At 66.9% G+C, this 20,393-nt stretch carries 15 protein-coding genes and 1 pseudogene; 7 read left to right on the forward strand and 9 right to left on the reverse strand.

Going from position 1 to position 20,393, the window contains the following annotated elements:
• The 6 genes and pseudogenes from A5634_RS19425 to A5634_RS19450 form a co-directional block, all read right to left on the reverse strand.
• Window positions 1-211, reverse strand: a pseudogene (locus A5634_RS19425) (hypothetical protein); the annotation flags it as partial.
• Window positions 212-399: 188 nt separating this feature from the next.
• Entirely contained in the window at window positions 400-2,340 is a 1,941-nt protein-coding gene (locus tag A5634_RS19430) for an FkbM family methyltransferase (RefSeq protein WP_065145660.1), read from the reverse strand.
• Entirely contained in the window at window positions 2,337-3,791 is a 1,455-nt protein-coding gene (locus A5634_RS19435) for an O-antigen ligase family protein (protein ID WP_065145661.1), read from the reverse strand. Before A5634_RS19435 ends, A5634_RS19430 begins: the two co-directional genes overlap by 4 nt.
• Window positions 3,792-3,823: 32 nt before the next feature.
• Window positions 3,824-5,386, reverse strand: coding sequence for a polysaccharide biosynthesis tyrosine autokinase (locus A5634_RS19440; RefSeq protein WP_065145662.1), 1,563 nt, complete (start codon window positions 5,384-5,386; stop codon window positions 3,824-3,826).
• A gap of 189 nt (window positions 5,387-5,575) precedes the next feature.
• On the reverse strand, window positions 5,576-7,285 hold the full coding sequence (locus A5634_RS19445; protein ID WP_065145663.1) for a hypothetical protein: 1,710 nt from the start codon (window positions 7,283-7,285) through the stop codon (window positions 5,576-5,578).
• A gap of 17 nt (window positions 7,286-7,302) precedes the next feature.
• Window positions 7,303-9,165: a putative bifunctional diguanylate cyclase/phosphodiesterase gene (locus A5634_RS19450; protein ID WP_065145664.1), complete on the reverse strand. Its 1,863-nt coding sequence runs from the start codon at window positions 9,163-9,165 to the stop codon at window positions 7,303-7,305.
• A gap of 297 nt (window positions 9,166-9,462) precedes the next feature.
• On the opposite strand from A5634_RS19450, the gene A5634_RS19455 reads away from it, so the two are divergent.
• The 5 genes from A5634_RS19455 (at window position 9,463) to A5634_RS19475 (ending at window position 15,353) form a co-directional block, all read left to right on the forward strand.
• Complete coding sequence (locus A5634_RS19455) at window positions 9,463-10,266, forward strand: FkbM family methyltransferase (protein ID WP_065145665.1); 804 nt, start codon at window positions 9,463-9,465, stop codon at window positions 10,264-10,266.
• Between the two features lie 89 nt (window positions 10,267-10,355).
• A complete protein-coding gene (locus A5634_RS19460; protein ID WP_065145666.1) occupies window positions 10,356-11,552 on the forward strand; it encodes an NAD(P)/FAD-dependent oxidoreductase in 1,197 nt (398 codons plus the stop codon).
• Window positions 11,549-12,454 carry an RNA polymerase sigma-70 factor gene (locus A5634_RS19465; RefSeq protein WP_065145667.1) on the forward strand — a complete coding sequence of 302 codons (906 nt, stop codon included), beginning with the start codon at window positions 11,549-11,551 and terminating at the stop codon, window positions 12,452-12,454. Before A5634_RS19460 ends, A5634_RS19465 begins: the two co-directional genes overlap by 4 nt.
• Before the next feature lie 57 nt (window positions 12,455-12,511).
• Window positions 12,512-13,765, forward strand: coding sequence for an aminodeoxychorismate synthase component I (locus tag A5634_RS19470; protein WP_065145668.1), 1,254 nt, complete (start codon window positions 12,512-12,514; stop codon window positions 13,763-13,765).
• Window positions 13,766-13,919: 154 nt separating this feature from the next.
• The gene (locus A5634_RS19475) at window positions 13,920-15,353 is read left to right on the forward strand and encodes a hypothetical protein (protein ID WP_065145669.1); all 1,434 of its coding nucleotides are present in this window, start codon (window positions 13,920-13,922) and stop codon (window positions 15,351-15,353) included.
• A 19-nt stretch (window positions 15,354-15,372) separates the two neighbouring features.
• On the opposite strand, the gene rsmI is transcribed toward A5634_RS19475, so the two are convergent.
• Window positions 15,373-16,224, reverse strand: coding sequence for a 16S rRNA (cytidine(1402)-2'-O)-methyltransferase (rsmI, locus tag A5634_RS19480; RefSeq protein WP_065145670.1), 852 nt, complete (start codon window positions 16,222-16,224; stop codon window positions 15,373-15,375).
• Window positions 16,225-16,305: 81 nt separating this feature from the next.
• On the opposite strand from rsmI, the gene A5634_RS19485 reads away from it, so the two are divergent.
• Window positions 16,306-17,817, forward strand: coding sequence for a dolichyl-phosphate-mannose--protein mannosyltransferase (locus A5634_RS19485; protein ID WP_155769626.1), 1,512 nt, complete (start codon window positions 16,306-16,308; stop codon window positions 17,815-17,817).
• A 12-nt stretch (window positions 17,818-17,829) separates the two neighbouring features.
• Here the strand turns inward: A5634_RS19485 and arcA are convergent, their stop codons facing one another.
• The gene (arcA, locus tag A5634_RS19490; RefSeq protein ID WP_065145672.1) at window positions 17,830-19,038 is read right to left on the reverse strand and encodes an arginine deiminase; all 1,209 of its coding nucleotides are present in this window, start codon (window positions 19,036-19,038) and stop codon (window positions 17,830-17,832) included.
• Between the two features lie 81 nt (window positions 19,039-19,119).
• On the opposite strand from arcA, the gene A5634_RS19495 reads away from it, so the two are divergent.
• A complete protein-coding gene (locus A5634_RS19495) occupies window positions 19,120-19,728 on the forward strand; it encodes an alpha-ketoglutarate-dependent dioxygenase AlkB (RefSeq protein ID WP_216638752.1) in 609 nt (202 codons plus the stop codon).
• Here A5634_RS19495 and A5634_RS19500 read toward each other — a convergent pair.
• A complete protein-coding gene (locus tag A5634_RS19500; RefSeq protein ID WP_065145674.1) occupies window positions 19,725-20,384 on the reverse strand; it encodes a DUF5642 family protein in 660 nt (219 codons plus the stop codon). The genes A5634_RS19495 and A5634_RS19500 overlap by 4 nt on opposite strands.
• Between the last annotated feature and the right edge of the window lie 9 nt (window positions 20,385-20,393).

A 20,393-nucleotide genomic window follows, 5' to 3' on the forward strand; every position in this document is an offset into this window, starting at 1 on the left:
CCAACTCCGCCGGGGTGGCCACCACACCCAGCTGATTGATCACCGCATGCCCAGATACCCGCAACTTACGCACCACCCGCTGCGCACTCTCCATGATGCCCAGCAACTCCGCGGTCGCCGGTGCATCGAAAGTCGACTCACACAACCGATCCGCGCACCCGTCGAGCTCACCGAGAATCTCGGAGATCTCCGCATATGTGCTCGCAGCCACGCGTCCAATTCTACGAAGACCTACCGACAAGAACGGTTCTTGCCCGAACGAAAGACCTTGGCAGAATTGACCAATCCCCCGCCCGACCACTTGTCGCTCGAAGCCGGGCAAAAATCACATTGTCCCCTAGACAGGTGCGCAAGTGACAGATGGGACTCGCAGCCTCGACTGCAGACCAGGCTGCCCCTTTAACGAAACTCGTCAACCAATTCCGCCGACCGCACCGCGCAGAAGTCATGCACGTAGCCCTTCGGCATCGAGAAGGGATGGAACTCACCCGAATTGACCATCGACATTTGGTCGCGCTCCACGTCGAACTCGGCAATTGGCCGCAGCGCGGAATCAGTCACGTAGAACAACTCATATCCGAGATCCTCGATCTGCTCGAACACCTCACTGATCGGCACCGAGAGGTGACGCTGCTCGATCTCGATCAAAATCGTAGGGCGGCAACGCCGCAGCATCGTCGCACCACCCCGCAACACCGACATCTCGTGTCCTTCGACATCGATCTTGACGAAATCGACGTCGAGGTCGGGCCGCAATGCGTCGTCGAGACGCACCGTCGGCACCTCGATCCGGCGCACGCCGACGTCTTGCCCGTCGAACCCGTGCGCCAGGCTGCCCTGCGCGGTCACCTGACGGTTGTGCTGCTCGGGCACCAGTAACTGCGCGGTACCGGGCTCGTCGGAAACCGCGGCCTGACGGAAATGCACATAGCGCCGCGCCTCGTCGAGCTTGCGCAGCATCGGCGCGTTGTCCGGGTGCGGTTCAAAACTGTAGACGCGCCCGGAGTTCCCGACGCGGCGCGCCAAATGGTAAGTGAATAGGCCCCAACTCGCCCCGACGTCGACAACCGTTGCGCCACTGGGAGAAAAGTGATCGGCCACCCTCATGGCCAGGTCGCTCGTGCGCCGTCGGCGCCACAGCGCTTCGGTGGTGGCGGTCATCGCGGGCCGGCCCAACAACCGGCCGACGTTGCGCATCGTCACGTACTTCGCGGCCACATTGGCCGCTTCACTGACCAGCAGTCGATCCTTGACTGACAATTCTCGCTCGCCTTTCTCCGCAATGCATATGCGCCAGACCTGCTGCAACCGTTGATACCAACGGTCCAAACCGAAGTCGCTGGCACGGCTGCGTGCGGCCGCGCCGAGGCTCGCCCGCAGGGTGTCGTCTTTGAGGAGTTCGGTTAGCGCCTCGGCGATCTGGTCGGGACGGCCGGGCTCGACCACCAACCCATTGACGCGGTCGGCGACCGCCTCACCGATACTGCCCACTAATGTCGTCACCGGGGCCAACCCGTAGGCCATTGCCTCCAGCAGCGCCATCGGCAAGCCTTCGTCATGGCTTGGTAGCACGAAAATGTGTGCATCACCGAGCAATTCGTCCCGCTCATCTGGCCCCAGCCAGCCCGCGACGTGAATTGTGTCGGCCAGGCCGGCCGCCGCAACCGCGGCCCGCACCTCGTCTACCTCTCCGTCCCCGGCAAGCGTCAGCCGCAGTCGGTCGCGAAGCAGTTCGTCGAGGGCACCTACCGCGGCGATCAGGTCGTAGCTGCCTTTGCGCACGCCCAGCCGCCCCAGCGAAACCGCGTGTACCCGATCGATATTCGTCTGCTCGACGGCGCGCTGCGGGATCGGTACCGCGTTGTTCAACACGCAGATCTGACCGTCCGCCAACCGCAATCGGGACGCGTACTCCTCCACATGTCGGCTGCCCAGCACCAGCCACTGATCGGCAACCAACAGCCGACGAACCGCACGCTGAGCAATCGCGGGTATCCCGTCGAACCAGCCGCCGAAGTCGTAGCTGTGGGCATGAACGATCGTGGGCACGTTCACCACTCGCGCCGCCGTCAGCGGCAGCGCCTTGCGCACCACGCTGCCGCCGTGCGCGAGGTGAACGTGCAGTACGTCGACGCGCCGCCGCAGCACCAGCCACGTGGCGCGCAGCATCCCCGAACCGCCGACCCAGAGCCGATACCACAGTGGGCCTTCGATGTACGTCGGCACCATGACGATGCTCACTCCGTCAGCCGGATGCGCGGCCATCAACGTGATGACTGTGGCCATCCCGCCCCGACTGGCCGCCTGCGCCGGTGCCGGACCCACCACCAGTACCCTCATCGCAGGGCCCCGACGGGTAGGGCTGGAGGCTCAATGTCCGAAACATCTTCGACCACTTGACTTTCCAAGCATCGACGGTGGCGCAGGGCAGCGAAGGCCATCGCCGCTCCCAGGGCCAAGCCGAGTGTCATCGCGTTTGCCGGATCCTCCGGCAGGGGATCGACGACGCACATCACCAGCAGGCCGGCACTGGTGGATGCGGCGATCTTCGCCGGCACCGACGCGCTGCGCAGCGCCCGCACCAACGGCGTCAACGCCAATACCGCAAACGCCGTCATACCGACGGCACCGGACTTGGCCAGCCACCACAGATAGAAGTTGTGAGCATAGGTGGTGCCCAGCGTCTGGGTGAATTCTGTTGGGTCGTCGCCTCCGAACGGCAGCTGGTAGGCGTAACCCAGCCCATGCCCGAACACCGGCGCGGCCCCAATCGCCTCGTTGAGGTGCCGGTCTTCGGCAAACCTCGCCAACGTCGAAGGGTCTTGGGTCAGCGCGGTTCCGGTCGACCTCCCCAGCACGCGGTGACTGAACCCGGTGATCTGATTGGCCAGCCATACCCCAGCGGAGGTATCGCCGAGTAAGAACAGCGCGCCCGGTATCGACACCGCCAAGATCCCGACGCCGATGAGGGTCAGCCGCGCCGCGCGCCGCACCGCGGACCACCCCATGCTGGCGAAGAACGCGACGATGGCGGCCACACCCACCGAGAGCAAAGTGTTGCGGGAGAACGCCAGAACGGCAATGACCAAGGCGGGCAGCCCCAGCGTCAGGTAGGCCGACGGCTTGACACGTCCGGCGATCTGAGCGGCAACCAGCGCGGTCAATACGGCGATTGCCGGTATCAACGTGGACGTGATGACCCGGTTGGCCGCGTCACCGGTATCCATCTGCAAGCTCTCAGTGCGACCGGCCAATCGGATGCCGCCAGAGGAACCCAATACGGCCATGCCCGCCGAAAACCACAACGTGAACGCCATCGCGTGGATCGTCAAGATGATGTATTCGCCGTACACCACTACCAGCGCCAGCACGAACCCGGCGAGCATCTCGAACAGGAAGGTCGTCTCGCGCACCACGACAGCGGTGTTGTGTCCGGTGCTGAAACCAACGGCGGCGGAGTAAACCACCATGAGGCCGAATGCCCCGGGCAAGAAGTAGTCGGACATGCGCAACCGCACAACGGGCAGCACGAAGCAGATGGCCAGTATCAGCACCACATGAGCGGCGTAAATCGACACGGGCCCAATCACTTTGCCCACGTGCAGGCCTTGCGGCAGTGCCGCACAGCCCAGGAACAAGGCCAGACCGATCATCAGTTCCGGCTTGGCCCAGTAGACGATCAGAAAGAATGTCAAACCGACCAGCATGATGCCCTGGGTGGTGTTACGCACCGACAGCGCGCCGTAGACAAAGCAACCAAAGGCAAACAGCGCCAACATAACTGCGGCCATCGCCAAGCGATGACGACTCCGCAGGTAGCGGATCACGCGGGTCCGCTGACCTTGGCGCGGTAGGTCTTGGTCGCCGCCCTGGTGTGCCGGGCGATTCGCGCGTCGGTCAACACGGTGCCCACCACATTGGCTCCTGCGGCCCGTAGCGCGGTGAGCGCGTCCGCGAGTTCGTCCTCGGTGGTGCGACCGGCTCGCAGCACCAACACGGTGGCGTCGACGGCACCGCCGAGCAGACCCGAGTCGGCCGTCGCCAGCACCGGCGGACCGTCGACGACCGTGCGCTCGAAAGTTTTGGCCACATCCTTGAGCACCCTGTCCAGCACCTCGGGCAGGTAGGCACTGGTGGGCAGGGTTTCCCGGCGCACCGAACGCGCCGCGAGCACGAAGAGCTTGGGAATCGAGGTCGGCTTGGTGGCCTCCGTGGCGATCCCGGGGTTGCTCAACGCGTTCGACAAGCCTTCGCCGGATTCGACTTTCAGCAAGCCGGCGATTACCGGGCGACGGGTATCGCCCTCGACGAGCAGCACGTCCTCGCCGAGTTCGGCGAAGGACCGGGACAGGTTGATCGCCGTCGTCGTGGTGCCCTCGCCGCCGAACGGCGCGGTCAGCAGCACCCGGTTGGCTCCGGGTCCCATCGCGCGCAGCAGCCGGGCCCGCAGACCGCGCACCGCGTCGTCAAAGGAGATGTCGGTGCCGAATCGTGGTGCGCTGCCGCGATGTCCGGGTAGCTCGGCCAGTGTCGGCAACTCCGAGAGCTCTTCGAGCTTCGCGCGATCGCGTACCGTCCGGTCGGCGGCAGACCGAGTCAGCGCCACACCCGTACCCAGCAGCAACCCGGCGACTAAGCCCATCGCCATATTGCGCACCGGCACCGGCTTGACCGGCTTGTCGGGTACGCCGGGTTGCTCGACGACGGTCGCTTTAGCCATCGGCAACGGCGCGCCGGTGGGTGACGTCTGCGGCGACTCGGCCGACACCGAGGGCGCGGCCGAGCCCGAGCCCGAGCCCGAGCCCGAGCCCGAAGGCGCGGCCACCACGGGTGTCTCACCTGGTTGCGTGGTGGGCTGTTCATCCTCAGCGACCGGCGTTGCCGACGGCGCTGCCGACGGGGATGGTGACGGCGCGGTCGTGGCCAGCGGTGTCACCGGAGTCCTGGGGTTGGTTCCCAGCGTGCCGACCATGATGGTGAACTCGTCAGCGACGGCTTTGGTCAGTGTCGCCGCGCGCTTCGGATCGGTGTCAGTGACCGTGATGGTGAACAGCGTGGTCTTGGGGGTGAACGCCACCTTGGTCTGACTGGCCAGCGCGTCCGCGCTGACGGGCAGGTGGAATTGCGTCACCGCGCGCTCGGCCACCGCGTGCCCGCCGGCGATCGTCGCATACGACGACAGCCGCTCCTGGGCGGCCTGAGTGCCTTGGTAGACCTGCATGAGGTCGGTTTCACCAGAGAACGAGATCAGCACGGTGGCAGAGGATTCGTAGCTCTTGGTCTGGAACGCCGTGATGGCCGCCGCGCCGGCCAGACAGGCCAGCACCGCGCCGAGGACCAGCTTCCAATGCAGCAAGAGAGTCCGGACAAACGTGCGGAAATCCATCCCCTAATAACCTCTCTTGGCAGACGCCGGCCCAGCAGCCAGGTCCCATCCGATCCCGCCCCGGTAATCGACGTCCGATACCGCCCCAACAAGTCGAAAACTAACAGTTCTCTGGAACGGTAATTTACCGACTATTGGTACGTAAAACAACCCAGTAAGCGCCACTTGGTATGGCGCTGCTCGTCCGGATCACGCTTTCGAGGGCGTGACCAGCACTTCCCGGGAGACATCGAGGGTGGCAATCGGATAAAAACCGGAATCATCGCGGCCGTCGCGGGCCAACTGCATCGGCGGGTAGTTCACCACATGCGTGCCGTTCGGCTTGTGCTGTTGCCAGCCCACCGCGGCCCGAAGCGTGTAGTGGCCGGGCGCCAGGCCCTTGAGGTCGACTTTGACCGTCTCGGTCGTCGATGCCGGCGGCGGCGCGTCGATGCTGCGGTCGCCGGAGGACTCCGGGACCAGATCCTTCAGGTTCACCGTGGCCGGGATGGCACGGACCGTCTGCCCGGTGAAGTCCACCAGGCGATAGCCCGGAACCCATTTCTCGGTCGCCGCGGCCGAGCCGTAGTTCGTCCAGGTCACCGCGATGGACGCCACGTTGTCCTGCAGCGCTTGGGACCCCGCTCGCGCCTCCACCGAGTACCGGTAACCGGCGGTGGCGTTGGCCTGCGCCCACAGCACGTACAACTTGGGATCCATTGGCGACGTCGCATCCTGGTCCGGGAAGTTGATGCTGGAAGTCATCGACACGTGGTACCTGATGACGTCGTGTAATCCCTTGTCGTAGTACGACTGCGGCGACGTTCCGCTCGGCAGCTGGCACCACTCGGTGATCACCGGCGCCTTGCCGAGGCGGTCTTTGAGCGCGTTGACAAGTGGGTCTTGCGTCTGCACGTAGTGCGACGTGCTGGACTCCGCCCACGTAGGTAGCGGCGCATAAACCCCGAGGCAGTCCGAGCGGATACCGACCGGCCCGGCCAGTTTGCGAGTGACGTCGTCGGTGAGCAACTGACGAACGATTTCGGGGTTGTTGGGTGCGGCCACCAGTTGCGTGTGCGGGAACGCGTTGACGTTGGCCGCGACCAATTGCTGGATGGACGCCTTGGTGATGTTCTGGTCGCGGAACTGGCTGTAGTAGCCCAGCACGGCTTCGCTCTGCTCGGGTCCCGGGCCGGCGGCGTTCAGTGCGTCGCGCAGATACGCGATGTGGTTCTCGCTGAAGTCGCCGTAGCCGGAGAATTCGAAGACGCTGAGCCGCTCGTCGTTGTCGTAGCGACGCCCCAGTGCGGCCAGCAGTTGGCCGAAGTCGTTCAGGTAGGTCGGATCGTTGAAGTTCGGCACCACCTGGGTCACGCCCGCCGGCGACCCGGTGGCCGAACCCGGGTAGCTGGTGCTGGTACCCGGCTTGGCCCGCTCCCAGTCCGGAATCTCGATGTTGGTGTTGTCCGGATAGGTCGCGTTGCAGCACGAGTTGTAGGCCTGCACTCGCAGCGTCAACCTCATCCGGCGCTCGGCCAGCTTGTTCAGCGCGTCGTCGATGGCGCTGAAGTCGAACTTGAGCTCGTCGGGCGCATCGGGCGGCAAGGTGGCCGGGTCGATGGGCTGCAACTGCCGCCAGGTCACGCGCAGGCTCGCGTCATACGACGCGGGCCAGGCGGGGTAGCGCTGCTGGGCGGGCCGACCCTGAGGGAAGAGCGGCTCCAGCAGGTCTTCGTACTGGCCGCGCAGCGGGTTGGGGATTTCCTGGGCGGCCGGCGGGATGGCCGGGCTCACCATCGCCGCCAGCGGACCGGGGTCGGTGTGATTGCGGCCGCAACCGCCGATCAATAGAGCGGTGCAGGCAACCACGACGGTTGCGCACGCGACAACGATCAAGGTGACTTTTCTAATTGTTTTCAACCACTCTCACAGTTGAGCTAGATCGCGCCGAGCGTCAGTGCCTCACGGTCGGCGAGGAACGGCATCGGCATCCAGCGAGCGGACAGCAACGCCTCCATGGCGTTGCCCGGAACGGGGCGCGACAGCAAGAAGCCCTGCGCCCGATGACAGCCATGCTGCATCAAAGTCAGTGCGGCAGCAGGGGTTTCGACGCCCTCGGCGACCAGTTGCAGCCCGAAGGCTTCGGCCAGACCGATGATGGCCCGCACGATCGCTAAGTCACCGGCGTTGGTGCCGAGGTCACGGACGAAGCCGGTGTCGATCTTGAGCATGTCCACCGGAAGCGACTTCAGGTGCGAGAGCACGGCGTAACCGGTGCCAAAGTCGTCGATGGCGATCTGTACCCCGACCTCTTTGAGCTCGTGCAGCGTCTTGCGGGTGGCTTCGATGTCGTGCACCACGGCGCGCTCGGTGATCTCCAGGCATACCGACCCGCCGTCGATGCCGAACTCCTCGATGGTGTCGGCGACGTTGCGGACGAATCCTCTGGTGATCAGCTGAACGGGCGAGACGTTGATCCGCAAGATGGCGGTTTGCCCGACGCCGTTGGCCCGCCACCGGCTGAATTCGGAGCAGGCGCTGCGCATCACCCAACGGCCGAGTTCCCCGGCCAGGTTGGTCGATTCGGCGACCCCGATGAACGAGTCCGGCAGCAGCAGACCCCAGATCGGATGCCGCCAGCGCACTAATGCTTCGGCCGCCACGATGGCGCCCGTCCACAGGTCCACCTCGGGCAGATAGTGCAGCAGCAACGCCTCGCTGTCGATGTCGCCCTGCAGATGCAGCTCGATGTCATTGCGGAACGCGCTCTTAAGCGACATGTCGTCGGTGGACAGGGCGACTTGGTTGCCGCCCGCGCGCTTGGCCGTCAGCACCGCTTCGTCGGCGCGGCGCAGCAGGTCAGTGCTGTTGTCGCGGCCAGGCATGCCCACCGCCAGACCGATGCTGACCGTGCGGGTGATCTGGTGTCCCCCGATCGCGAGGCGCTCGCGCAGCATCGTGCCCAACCGTCGGGCGAACGATTCGGCCGCGGCACTCGACATCGTCTGGTCCGGAATGACCACGAACTCGTCCCCACCGAGGCGCGCGATCATGCTCTGGCTGCCCGCACAAACCCGCAACCGCTGGGCGAAGACGCGGATGAACCAGTCCCCCGCGGTGTGGCCGAGGTAATCGTTGATCGACTTCAGTCGGTCCAGGTCCATGTACAGCACGGCAACCGGTCCCGGGTTGCCGGCCATCAGGCGGTCGGACAGGTGAGCGACCAGCGCCCGGCGGTTGTACAGACCGGTCAGATCGTCATGCTCGGCCAGGTAGCGCAGCTTCTCCTCGGCGGCGATTCGGGCCTGCAGCTGAGCGAACAGCGCCGCGACCGCCTCGAGAGTGTTGATCTCTTCCTGCTTCCACTTTCTGGCGCCGAACTTGACGAAGCCCAGCACGCCGGTCGTCATCTCCCCGGACACCAGTGGGGCCGCCGCCACCGACGGCGATGCGGCCTGCTTGGCACCGCCGACCCAACGCGGCGAGCGAGTGTTCTGCTCGGGCCGGATCACCACCGGTTTGCGGCCGTGCTCGCACTGCGCGAGCACCGGGTCGGCGCTGGTGAAGTGCACGACAGCCTGCGGGTCGGGATCCGGAACGTTCACTCGCGGCGGCCACTCCGCGACCAGGACCGAAGCGCGGATGTCGTGGTCGTGGTGGCGCAGGAAACTGGCGTCGACGTCGAACTGCTCGACAAGCTGCGCGAGAACTCGTTCGCTGACCTGCGTAGCGGTGGACGCCGTCGCCTCCATGAGCTGGGTAGCTACGGAGGTGACTACGAGGTCCAAGCTGCGTGGCAACGAAGACCTCCGATTGGTGTGCCCGTGTCGAGTGCCCTGACGAGAACTACGCCAATTATCGGCGACAAACCCGGCCAGCGGACAGTCTTCTTAGCCGCCGTATTCGAATGCCCGCCGATGCGCATCGAAGTGGCTTCACCGATCTGCCGGAGCCCTGGGAAGTAGCCGGACCAGCGCAGGTCACGGATGGATTCTGGTTAGCCGAGACTATCACGCGAGCCGATTTCGGCACTTTCGCCAACGATGGCGCCGCGCTTGATCCGAAGGGCCGATTGCCCGGTCGGCTAGGGTCGGTTGGTGTCTGTCGCGCAGTCAGCCAAACGGCTGTTGGCCCCAGCGGCAAAGACCGTGGCGCCACATTGGTTTTGGAAGCGCAAATTCAAGATCCTGCAGCGTCTTGGCGAGTCCCGCCCGGACGTAGCGCTGGTGCGGTCGTTGTGCGATCCCAATCGCGTGTCGCTGGACATCGGCGCCGACGTCGGCGAGTTCGCGATCGCGATGCTGGCTTCGTCACGCTCGGTGATCGCATTCGAACCCCGCCCCGCGCAGGCCCGCGACCTGGCGTCGATGTTCACCGCCGCCGGCGCCGCGGTGCGCATCGAAGCCGTGGCGTTGTCGGACACCCCGGGCGTCACCGCGATGCGCGTCGTGGAGTCCGACCCCGGACGCAGCACCATCGACCAGCACAACGAGCTGGACACCGCGGTCGGCGGTGCCGTCGGATCCATCGACGTCCCGGTCAAGCGCCTCGACGATCTGCGTCTGACGGACGTCGGCCTGGTCAAGATCGACGTCGAGGGCCACGAGCTGGCAGTCCTGCGCGGCGCCGTCGACACGTTGCGGCGCAACCAGCCGACCATCGTCGTGGAAGCCGAAGAACGCCACCACGCAAACGCGGTTGCCGACATCACCGCGCTGCTGACCGGGCTGGGTTACCGAGGCTATTTCACCCTGGACGACCAGCGCCGACCCATCGAGGAGTTCGACGCCGGCACCCATCAGAACCCCGCCAACATCGGCGGCGCGGAAGACGACTGGGCGCCGCGCGGGGTGTATGTGAACAACTTCGTCTTCGAACCAGCACACTCCCCTAGGACGTGAGACAGCTCACAATTATCGCTGGTTCTGTCACGGATCGCCGCTCTGCGGTGTCTGAAGGTCGTAAGCCTCGCGACCCGAAGGAGCCAAAGATGTCTGAGCTAACCGAACCGACCGGCCCCCGGCCCCACGTCGTCGTCATCGGCGGCGGCTACGCCGGAACCATGGCGGTCAACCACCTGCGACTGCGCACCGACGTTGACATCACGCTGGTCAACCCGCGCCCGCAGTTCGTCGAGCGGATCCGCCTGCACCAGCTGGCCGCCGGGACCGGCACCGCCACCGCCGACTACGGAACGCTGCTCGGAGCCGGCGTGCGGCTGGTCATCGACAGCGCCGAGACCATCGACGCCGCGGCCCGACGCGTGCTGCTGGCCTCGGGTGCCGCGCTGGACTACGACTACCTGATCTACGCCGTCGGCAGCACCGGCGCCACACCCGTAGCGGTCCCGGGCGCCGCCGAGTACGCCCACGTCCTGGCCGAGCTCGAAGGCGCGGAGCGGCTGCGCTACGCCCTGGCCGATCTGCCCGTCAATGCACCGGTAACGGTCGTCGGCGGCGGCTTGACCGGCATCGAGGCGGCCGGCGAACTCGGCGAGCTGGGACGTTCGGTGACCCTGGTGTGCGGCGGCGTGCTGGGCCCCTCACTGAGCGGACCCGGCCGGCGTTCGGTGGCACGTCAGCTGCGCAAACTCGGCGTCGACGTGCGCGAGTCCGTCGCGGTCAGCGAGGTGCGCTGGGATTCGGTGGTCCTCAACGACGGCACCGTATTGCCGAGTGCGGCGACGGTGTGGACAGCCGGTTTCGGGGTTCCCGACCTGGCCGCCCGCAGTGGGTTGAGCACCGATTCGCTGGGCCGGCTGCTCACCGACGAGACACTGACCAGCGTCAGCGACGAGCGGATCGTCGCCGCCGGTGATGCCGCCGCGCCCTCCAACCAGCCGTTGCGGATGAGCTGCCAGGCCGCCATCCCGCTGGCCGCCCAGGCCGCCAACACGGTGCTGTCCCGCCTGGCCGGCACTACTCCGGCACCGCTGAACCAGGCGTTCACCGGGCAGTGCATCAGTGTCGGTCGCAGCTACGGCACCATCCAGTTGGCCCGCACCGACGACACCCCGATCAAGCTCTACATCGGCGGACGTATGGCCGCGACCATCAAGGAGCTGGTCTGCAAGGGCACGCTGTGGGGCCTGCGCAAAGAACAGGCGAAGCCCGGCTGGTACCGCTGGCTCAAAGGTGGCAACCGGCCTGCCCAGCAGCCCGCCGAAACGCAGGCTGCGCTGCGGTGACCTGGTTATCGGACAGCGGCGGGCACGCAGACCGGTTCACGCTGCTGCGCCCGCTGCTGTTCACCATCGCTTACGAGATATTGGGTTCGGCCACCGAAGCCGACGACGTGTTGCAGGACAGCTACCTGCGCTGGGCCGAGGTCGACCTGTCGACCGTGCGGGACACCAAGTCCTACCTGGCCCAGCTGGTCACCCGGCAGTCGCTCAACACGCTGCGGGCGCAAGCCCGCCGCCGCGAAGAGTACGTGGGACCGTGGCTGCCCGAGCCGCTGCTGCTCGACCAGCACGACGCCTCCGCGGATGTCGTTCTGGCGGAATCGGTTTCGATGGCCATGCTGGTGCTGCTGGAAACGCTCAGCCCCGACGAGCGGGCGGTGTTCGTGCTGCGCGAAGTGTTCGGTTTCGAGTACGACGAGATCGCCGATGCGGTCGGTAAGCCGGCGCCGACTGTGCGACAGGTCGCGCACCGGGCCCGCGCGCACGTCCAGGCCCGCCGCAAACGATTCGGCGAGGTGGACGCGCAGCGCAACGAGGAGATCACCGCGCAGTTCCTCGCCACGGCGGCCAGTGGCGACGTGGCGGCGCTGGTGTCGACGCTCGCGCCGGACGCGACCTGGATGGCCGACAGCGGCGGCAAGGTGAGCGCCGCTCGCAAACCCGTCGTCGGCGCCGAACGGGTGGCCCGGGCCATCACCGGCATCATGCGCAAGGCCGCGGGGGTGGTGCGGGTGCAGGTGGTGACGTGCAACAGCGCTCCGGCGGTGTTGTTTTACCTCGACGAGCAGTTGGAAGGCGTCATCTCGATCGAGATCGTCAAGGACAAGATCACCAACTTCTACGTCATGCGCAACCCGGACAAGTTGGTCGCGCTGGCTACCGCGCGCGAGATCAGCCGAGGCTAGCCGACCCCGGCAGGGCTGCTGGGGTGCGGAAACCCACGGTTCTGTCAAGCTAGGGCGGTGCGAATCGACCGGCTCGGCGATCTGGGCGCGGCGCCACAGGTGCTGCGCGCGCTCGGCCGCGCCACCAGCCGGCTGGGACTGCCGCCGCCGGCCGCGCTGACCGGCGAATGGTTCGGCGCGCTGGCCGTAATAGCCCCGAGCGTGTCAATACAGCCGGTCACCGCCGACGAGGTGTTCGCCGTCCCCGATCGTTCGACAACCGCCCCGGCCGGCCCGGTAGGCGGGGGCTGGATCGGCTACCTGTGCTATCCCGATCCCGGTTCCGACCGGCTGCCGCACCGCATCCCCGAAGCCGCCGGCGGTTGGACCGACTGTGTCTTGCGCCGCGACCGGGACGGTCAGTGGTGGTACGAGAGCCTCAGCGGCGCAGCGGCACCGGACTGGTTGGCTGACGCGTTCAGCGTGACCCCCAGAACGGCACCGATGTGCCAGATCGATTGGGCTCCGGGTGACCGCACAGCACACCGTGATGGTGTGCTGGCCTGCCTGGAGGCGATCGCCGCCGGCGAGGTCTACCAGGCCTGCGTCTGCACCCGGTTCGTCGGCGAGGTCACCGGATCACCGCTGGATTTCTTCGTCGACGGCGTCGCCCGGACCGCCCCGGCCCGAGCGGCCTACGTCGCCGGAAACTGGGGAGCGGTTGCCTCGCTATCGCCTGAATTGTTCCTGCGCCGGCGCGGAGACGTCGTGACATCCAGCCCGATCAAAGGGACGCTGCCGCTGGATGCCTGGCCGTCCGCGCTGCGGGCATCGCCCAAAGAGGTAGCCGAGAACATCATGATCGTGGATCTCGTCCGCAATGACCTTGGGCGAGTAGCAGTTACCGGCAGCGTCGCGGTGCCCGAACTGTTGGTGGTGCGTCGGGCACCTGGGGTGTGGCACCTGGTGTCGACGGTGTCGGCACAGGTTCGCGCCGAATTGCCGATGTCGGCATTGCTGGATGCCACCTTCCCACCGGCGTCGGTCACCGGAACTCCGAAACTTCGTGCCCGCCAACTTATTTCGCAATGGGAACAGCATAGGCGCGGAATATATTGCGGCACTGTAGGTTTGACATCACCGCTAGCTGGTTGCGAGCTCAACGTCGCGATCCGCACGGTCGAGTTCGATACCCGCGGCAGGGCGGTACTCGGCGTGGGCGGCGGAATCACCGCCGACTCCGATCCGGACGCCGAATGGGCGGAATGTCTACACAAGGCCGCGCCGGTAGTGGGCCTTCCCGCCGCCGTTTCCACCAGCCGAGTGAGTTAGCTCAGCAAATTTCGACTCGCAACCGCGGTGGGGTCCAATTTCACCGAACGCCCACGCGCGCGGCGCGGTACGCATAAGCTTCAGCCATCAACGCGGGTTTAGTCGCGGGTGCGTGAGGATCCAAAACGGGTCCGGAAGGGTGCGAGGGATTGTCATGAGAGTCGCCATCGCTGGTGCCGCGGCTGCCGCCGTTCTAGGCGGTGCGCTGGCGGTAACGCCCCTGACCGTCACCAACCACAGCCGGACGGTGTCCGGCGGCACCTGCAGCGCAGGTCAGCAGTGTGATCGGCTGGCCTCAGTCCTGATGCCCGACACGAGTAAGCCGGCGGCCGCGGCGCCCAAGGGGGTGCCGTCGCCGATCGAGCCTCCGCAGCCCGTATCGCCGGCGGTAGCGCCGCGCCCCGCCGAACCGGCTGCCTACACTCCCCCGTCGCCTGGGGCGAGCGCCCTGGCGCCCGGTTCGTCCAACGCGATCAGCCCCGTCATGCCTCCGGCCAACGCGTTGCCACCGGGCTTCGACCCGGCCGCCGCGGCGCTCCCGGGCATCGGCGGCATCCCCGGCATCGGCATCCCAGGCGTACCGGACCTGTATGGCATGGCAGGCGGCGTGACCGGCCTCGCCGGCATTCCCTACGGAGTGAACGCGGCCTCCTCCGTCATCAACGGAGTGTTGGGCGTCGGAGGCACTATTTCCAGCGTGGTCACGTCCAGCGCGTTAGCCGTCACCTATGTCGTACTGGCCTACAACACGCTGCAATCCTCGGGCCTCCTGCCGGCGGCTGAAGGAGGACTCAACTCCATCGGCTCCTTGCTGTTGCCCTCCACAGCGGGGCTGCCCGCCATGGCCCTGCCGAGCCTGAGCATTCCGGGCCTACCGGGTCTGAGCCTGCCGGGTCTGCCGGGTATCTCGCCCGCAGGCCTGATCGGGCTGGCCGCCGCCGGCGGCTTGCCGGGCTTGAACCTGCCGGGACTTCCTGGCATGTCGCCCGCCGAACTGATGGCCTTGGCGGCGAACGGTCTGCCCGGCCTGCCGGGTGTGTCGCCAACCGACCTGATCGCACTGGCGGCCGCGGGCGGCATCCCGGGTCTGCCGAGTCTGCCCGGCGTGAACCCGGGGATCATCGCCGCAGCGCTGCCGGCCCTGGCGGCGGGGATTCCGGGCCTGCCACCGATTCCTGGACTGGACCCCGCGATGCTGGCCGCCGTTCTGCCCGGGTTGCCGGGCGTTCTGCCCGGCATAGACCCGGCGACGATTGCCGCAGTGCTGCCGGCGTTGGCCGCCGGCGGTCTGCCCGGTGTGCCTGGTCTGCCGGGCCTGCCGGGTGTGGACCCGGCGATGCTGGCCGCCGCGTTGCCGGCGTTGGCCGGCGGTGTGCCGGGACTACCGGGCGTGGACCCGGCAACTATTGCAGCGGCGCTGCCGGCCCTGGTGGCCGCGGCGGGAATCCCCGGCGGGCTACCGGCCCTGCCTGGCCTGCCGGCGTTGCCCGCCCCTCCGGGGCTACCGGCCCTGCCTGCATTGCCGCCTCCGCCGGCCCTGCCGCCGCACCCGCCGCTGTGCCCGATCCCGGGCGGCCCCTGCATCTAGGGTTGCAGGAAAAGCCGCGCTAGTCGTCGCGGCGTGACTGGAGGACCGCGTCGTAGAGTTGGCGCGATCGCACCTCGGGATATCCGGCTGCCACATGGCTGCATGCGTCCTTGATCCGAATCCCGCCTGCGACAAGGTTTTCCACCTCGGTCACGAGGTCCGTCACCAACGTCGACAAGTCGGCGCGCGGGGTCGCCCCGGCCAGCACTACGGTGACCTCGCCGAGCACACCATCGGACGCCCAGGCGGCCAGCTCGTCGAGTGATCCGCGCACGACCTCCTCGTGCACCTTGGTCAGCTCCCGGCAAATCGCGGCCCGCCGGGCACCGCCGAGCGTTTCGACCGCATCGCGCAGGCAAGCCGCGAGCCGGCGTGGTGATTCGAAGAACACGCAGGTTCGTCGTTCGTCGGCCAGGGTGGCCAGCCAGGCTCGCCGCGCGGAACCTTTGCGCGGGGCGAACCCTTCGAAACAGAACTTTTCCGCAGGCAGACCGGAGACGACCAGCGCGGTCGTCACTGCGGACGGCCCGGGCAGGCACTGCACCGGCAGACCCGCCTCGATGCACGCCGCGGTCAGTCGATAGCCGGGGTCGCTGATGATCGGCATGCCGGCGTCGCTGACCACCAGCACCGTGGCCCCGGTCGCGATCGCGTCGACGAGGCCGGCGACGCGGGTGGCCTCGACGCGGTCGAACAGGCTCAGCACGCGCCCGCCGATCTGGATATCGAGTGCTTTCGCGAGGTTGCGCACGCGACGGGTGTCCTCGGCCGCCACCACATCGGCTTCGGCCAACGCTTCGATGAGGCGGGGTGATGCGTCCGAGGGCTGGCCCAACGGCGTTGCGCCAAGCAATAGGCGCCCAGTGGTCATGACGGACAGCCTACGATCGACGTGATGACCGCTCCGCCCCAAGAAGCCTCCGCTGTGAGCGAGGATCGTGCCGAGGAGCGCGTGGCACCGGTTATCAGCCCCGAACCACTGGTGCCGGTCGCCGACTTCGGCCCGGTAGACCGGTTGCGCGGGTGGATTGTGACCGGCGTGATCACCCTGTTCGCCGCGGTCACCCGGTTTTTGAATCTGGGTTCACCGACCGATGCGGGCACCCCGATCTTCGACGAGAAGCACTACGCGCCGCAGGCCTGGCAGGTACTCAACAACCACTGGATTGAGGACAATCCCGGGTTTGGCCTGGTGGTGCATCCGCCGGTCGGCAAGCAGCTGATCGCGATCGGTGAAGCGCTGTTTGGCTACACCGGGTTAGGTTGGCGGTTCACCGGTGCGCTGCTGGGGGTGCTGCTGGTTGCGTTGGTGACGCGGATCGTCCGGCGAATCAGCCGCTCGACCCTGGTCGGTGGTATCGCGGGGCTCTTGCTCATCTGCGACGGTGTCAGCTTTGTCACCGCGCGGACTGCCCTGTTGGACGGCTTCCTTACCTTCTTCGTGGTGGCGGCGTTCGGCGCACTGATTGTCGACCGCGATCAGGTTCGCGCGCGGATGCACGTGGCGTTCCTCGAGGGTCGCTGTGCTGCGACGGTGTGGGGTCCGCGGCTGGGGGTGCGCTGGTGGCGGTTCGGCGCCGGGGTGCTGCTGGGCCTGGCATTCGGGACCAAGTGGTCGGGCCTCTACTTCATCGCGTTCTTCGGCATCATGACGCTGGCATTTGATATCGCGGCCCGCCGGCAGTACCAGGTGCCACGGCCGTGGCTGGGAACATTGCGGCGCGACGTCATCCCCACCGCGTATGCGCTGCTGGTCATTCCGTTCGCGGTTTACCTGGCCAGCTATGCGGGTTGGTTCGCTTCAGAGACGTCGATCGACCGATACCAAGTCGGGCAGACCATCGGCCCGGACAGCGTCGTCCCGCTGCCCGACGCGATCCGCTCGCTGTGGTACTACACCGCCAAGGCGTTCCATTTCCACGCCACGCTGACGAACTCCGCAGGCAACTACCACCCGTGGGAATCCAAGCCGTGGAGCTGGCCGATGTCGTTGCGGCCGGTGCTGTATGCCATCGACCAGAACAACGTTCCGGGCTGCGGGGCACAGTCGTGCGTCAAAGCGGTAATGCTGGTGGGCACCCCGGCGATGTGGTGGCTGGCGGTACCGGTCCTGCTGTATGCCTCTTGGCGCATGGTCGTGCGCCGCGACTGGCGGTATGCGGTGGTGTGGGTGGGTTACTGCGCGGGGTGGCTGCCGTGGTTCGCCGAGATCGACCGGCAGATGTACTTCTTCTACGCGTCGACGATGGGCCCGTTCCTGGTCATGGCCATTGCTTTGATCTTGGGCGACATCCTGCATCAGCCACGGCAGAACAAAGAGCGGCGAACGCTGGGGATGATCCTGGTCTGTTGCTATGTGGCGCTGGTGGTGACGAATTTTGCCTGGTTGTTCCCGGTGTTGACCGGTCTGCCGATTTCCCAGCAGACCTGGGACATGGAGATCTGGCTGCCGAGCTGGCGCTAGTTTGGCGCAAACCTAGAGCGCGTCGCGGGCAGCGGGGCAGGACATGCAGCGCGGCCCACCGCGACCGGTCCCCAATTCGGATCCTGCGATGGTGAGCACCTCGATGCCGGCCTCCCGCAGCCGGGCGTTGGTCTGGACGTTGCGCTCGTAGGCGACGACAACGCCCGGCGCCAGCGCGAGCGTGTTGTTGCCGTCGTTCCACTGTTCGCGTTCGGCGACGACGGGATCGCCTCCGGTGTCGATCACGCGCAGCTTGTCGATCCCCATCGCCGTCGCGGCGGCCTCGACGAAAGGCGCGGCATCGCCGATGGCGACACCGTCGGGGGTGCGCGCGATGCTGAAGGCAGAGAGGGTGTCGACGATATTGGCGTACATCACCGCCGTGTCGGTGTCGACCATCGTGCACACCGTGTCCAGGTGCATCTGCGCACGCTGCTGCGCGATCGGCACCGCGAGCACCGTATGGGCGAGGTCATCGTCAAAAAGACTGCGCGCCAACGATTCCGCCCCGGCGGGCGTGGTCCGCTCGCCGACGCCAACGGCGATCACCCCGGGGGCGAGCAGCAGCACGTCGCCGCCTTCGACAGGCGCGGTGCGCGACTCGTAGGCGCGCCGCACACCGGTGAAGCGCGGGTGATGGGCGTAGATGATGTCGGTCAGCGACGCTTCTCGCACGCGCGCCTTCAACGCCAGGGACGGGATCACCACCCGCGGCCCGATCCAGATCGACGAGTCGCGGGTGAACACCAGGTTCGGCAGCGGTTCGATCACGAACTCGGCCCCGTGGTGCATTCGCAGCACCAGCGACACGTCGGTACGGGTGCCGCGCGGGAGTTCGGCGAACGTCATGCCAGCGGTGAGCACGTCGGCCAACTCCGCGGGTTCAAGTCCCCGCAGGTGCTCCGAAAGCCGTTGCGCCAGCGGAGTTCCGAGCCGCCGCGCGTCAACGGCCGCGGCAACCCCCTGCATCCGGGCGGCGCCACTGTGCTCCAACGCCTCGGTCAGCAGCTCCGAGAGCATCAGCACTTCCACGCCGCGCTCGCGCAGCAGGTCGGCGAACTCGTCGTGTTCGTCCTGCGCGCGGGACACCCACGGCAGCCCGTCAAACAGCAACTGGTCATTGTTGCGGGGATTGAGGCGGCGCAGTTCGGCGCCGGGGCGGTGCAAGATGGCGACCCGTAACGCACCCACCTCGGAATTGGTCCCCAGTTCGACGCCCACAGGTCAAACCGTAGCGGCGCAAACGCCGGGAGGCGCGTCACACGCCGATCGATCGAACTGATGTGCGATAGACTCAGGTTCGTGGCGATCGCGGCTCAGGGCTCGCTATTCGAGCACAACGAACGCAGACAACTAGGCGACGGCGCCTTCATCGACGTCCGCGCAAACTGGCTGCGCGACAGCCCTACTGACGGCTTGGACCTGCTCGAAGCGCTGTTGCGCACGGTGCCGTGGCGCACGGAGCGCCGCCAAATGTACGACCGGGTGGTCGACGTGCCGCGGCTGGTGAGCTTTCACGATCTCTCCGTCGAAGATCCGCCACATCCCGGGCTGGCACGGCTGCGCCGGCGACTCAACGACATCTACGGCGGAGAACTGGGCGAGCCCTTCACCACGGTCGGATTGTGCTGCTACCGCGACGGCTACGACAGTGTGGCCTGGCACGGCGACACCATCGGCCGCAGCAGCACCGAGGACACCATGGTCGCGATCGTCAGCCTGGGCGCCACCCGCACGTTCGCGATGCGGCGGCGCGGCGGCGGCCCGTCGCTGCGCTTTCCGCTGGCGCACGGCGATCTGCTGGTGATGGGGGGATCCTGCCAGCGCACCTGGGAGCACTCGGTTCCCAAGACGGCTGGGGCGGCCGGACCGCGGGTCAGCATCCAGTTCCGGCCCCGTGGCGTGCGTTAACCGCGAACGGCGGCAACCGCTTTGACCAGCAGATCCCGCGCCCGCTGAGTGTCGACCTTCGCGATCGGCTGACCCGGCACCACCAGCGGATTGGCGATGACGATCACCTGGTAGTCGCCGTACTGCGCGGAATAGTCGTAGAGCTCGCCGGTGCGGGCAGACCCGGCGACCATCGCCTGCAACACGCGGTGCACGGCTTGGGTGTGCACACCGTCGATCTTCGGTGCGTCGATCACCTCGATGGCACCGCGCAGCTGGGCCCCGGAAAATCCCACCCTGGCGCACTCCTTGCCGGGATCATTGAGCGGCAATTCCTTGGAAGTTTCCACCGCGATGGCCACGAACCGGTTGCCGTTGCCTTCGGCGGACACCGCGGCCATATTGCCCTCCACACCGGGCGGCATGTCCGGTCCGACGGCAGCCTTGGCGCAGCTCGCCGGATCGAAGGTCAGCCCGTCGGGCAGCTTGCGGGCGGCAAAGAATTGCGGGTCGATCGCGCGGGACGGCACGTCGGTGACCTTGAACTCGGGTCCGAAGCTCGACTTCACGTCGGCGATCTTGGCGATATCGCCCTTGGTGGACTGCGCGGAATTCGCCCCCGGGGAGCACCCGACGAGCAGGCACACCGTCGCGACTGCGAGCACCACCTTCGACATCGTGGTCAA

Origin of the sequence: Mycobacterium asiaticum, assembly GCF_001673365.1 — a bacterium.
GTDB lineage: Bacteria > Actinomycetota > Actinomycetes > Mycobacteriales > Mycobacteriaceae > Mycobacterium > Mycobacterium asiaticum_A.

Coding starts and splice junctions, on each gene's coding strand:
- A5634_RS19430 (WP_065145660.1), bottom strand. CDS start 2,340: ATGAGGGTACTGGTGGTGGGTCCGGCACCGGCGCAGGCGGCCAGTCGG.
- A5634_RS19435 (WP_065145661.1), bottom strand. CDS start 3,791: ATGGCCGCAGTTATGTTGGCGCTGTTTGCCTTTGGTTGCTTTGTCTAC.
- A5634_RS19440 (WP_065145662.1), bottom strand. CDS start 5,386: ATGGATTTCCGCACGTTTGTCCGGACTCTCTTGCTGCATTGGAAGCTG.
- A5634_RS19460 (WP_065145666.1), top strand. CDS start 10,356: ATGTCTGAGCTAACCGAACCGACCGGCCCCCGGCCCCACGTCGTCGTC.
- A5634_RS19475 (WP_065145669.1), top strand. CDS start 13,920: ATGAGAGTCGCCATCGCTGGTGCCGCGGCTGCCGCCGTTCTAGGCGGT.
- rsmI (WP_065145670.1), bottom strand. CDS start 16,224: ATGACCACTGGGCGCCTATTGCTTGGCGCAACGCCGTTGGGCCAGCCC.
- A5634_RS19500 (WP_065145674.1), bottom strand. CDS start 20,384: ATGTCGAAGGTGGTGCTCGCAGTCGCGACGGTGTGCCTGCTCGTCGGG.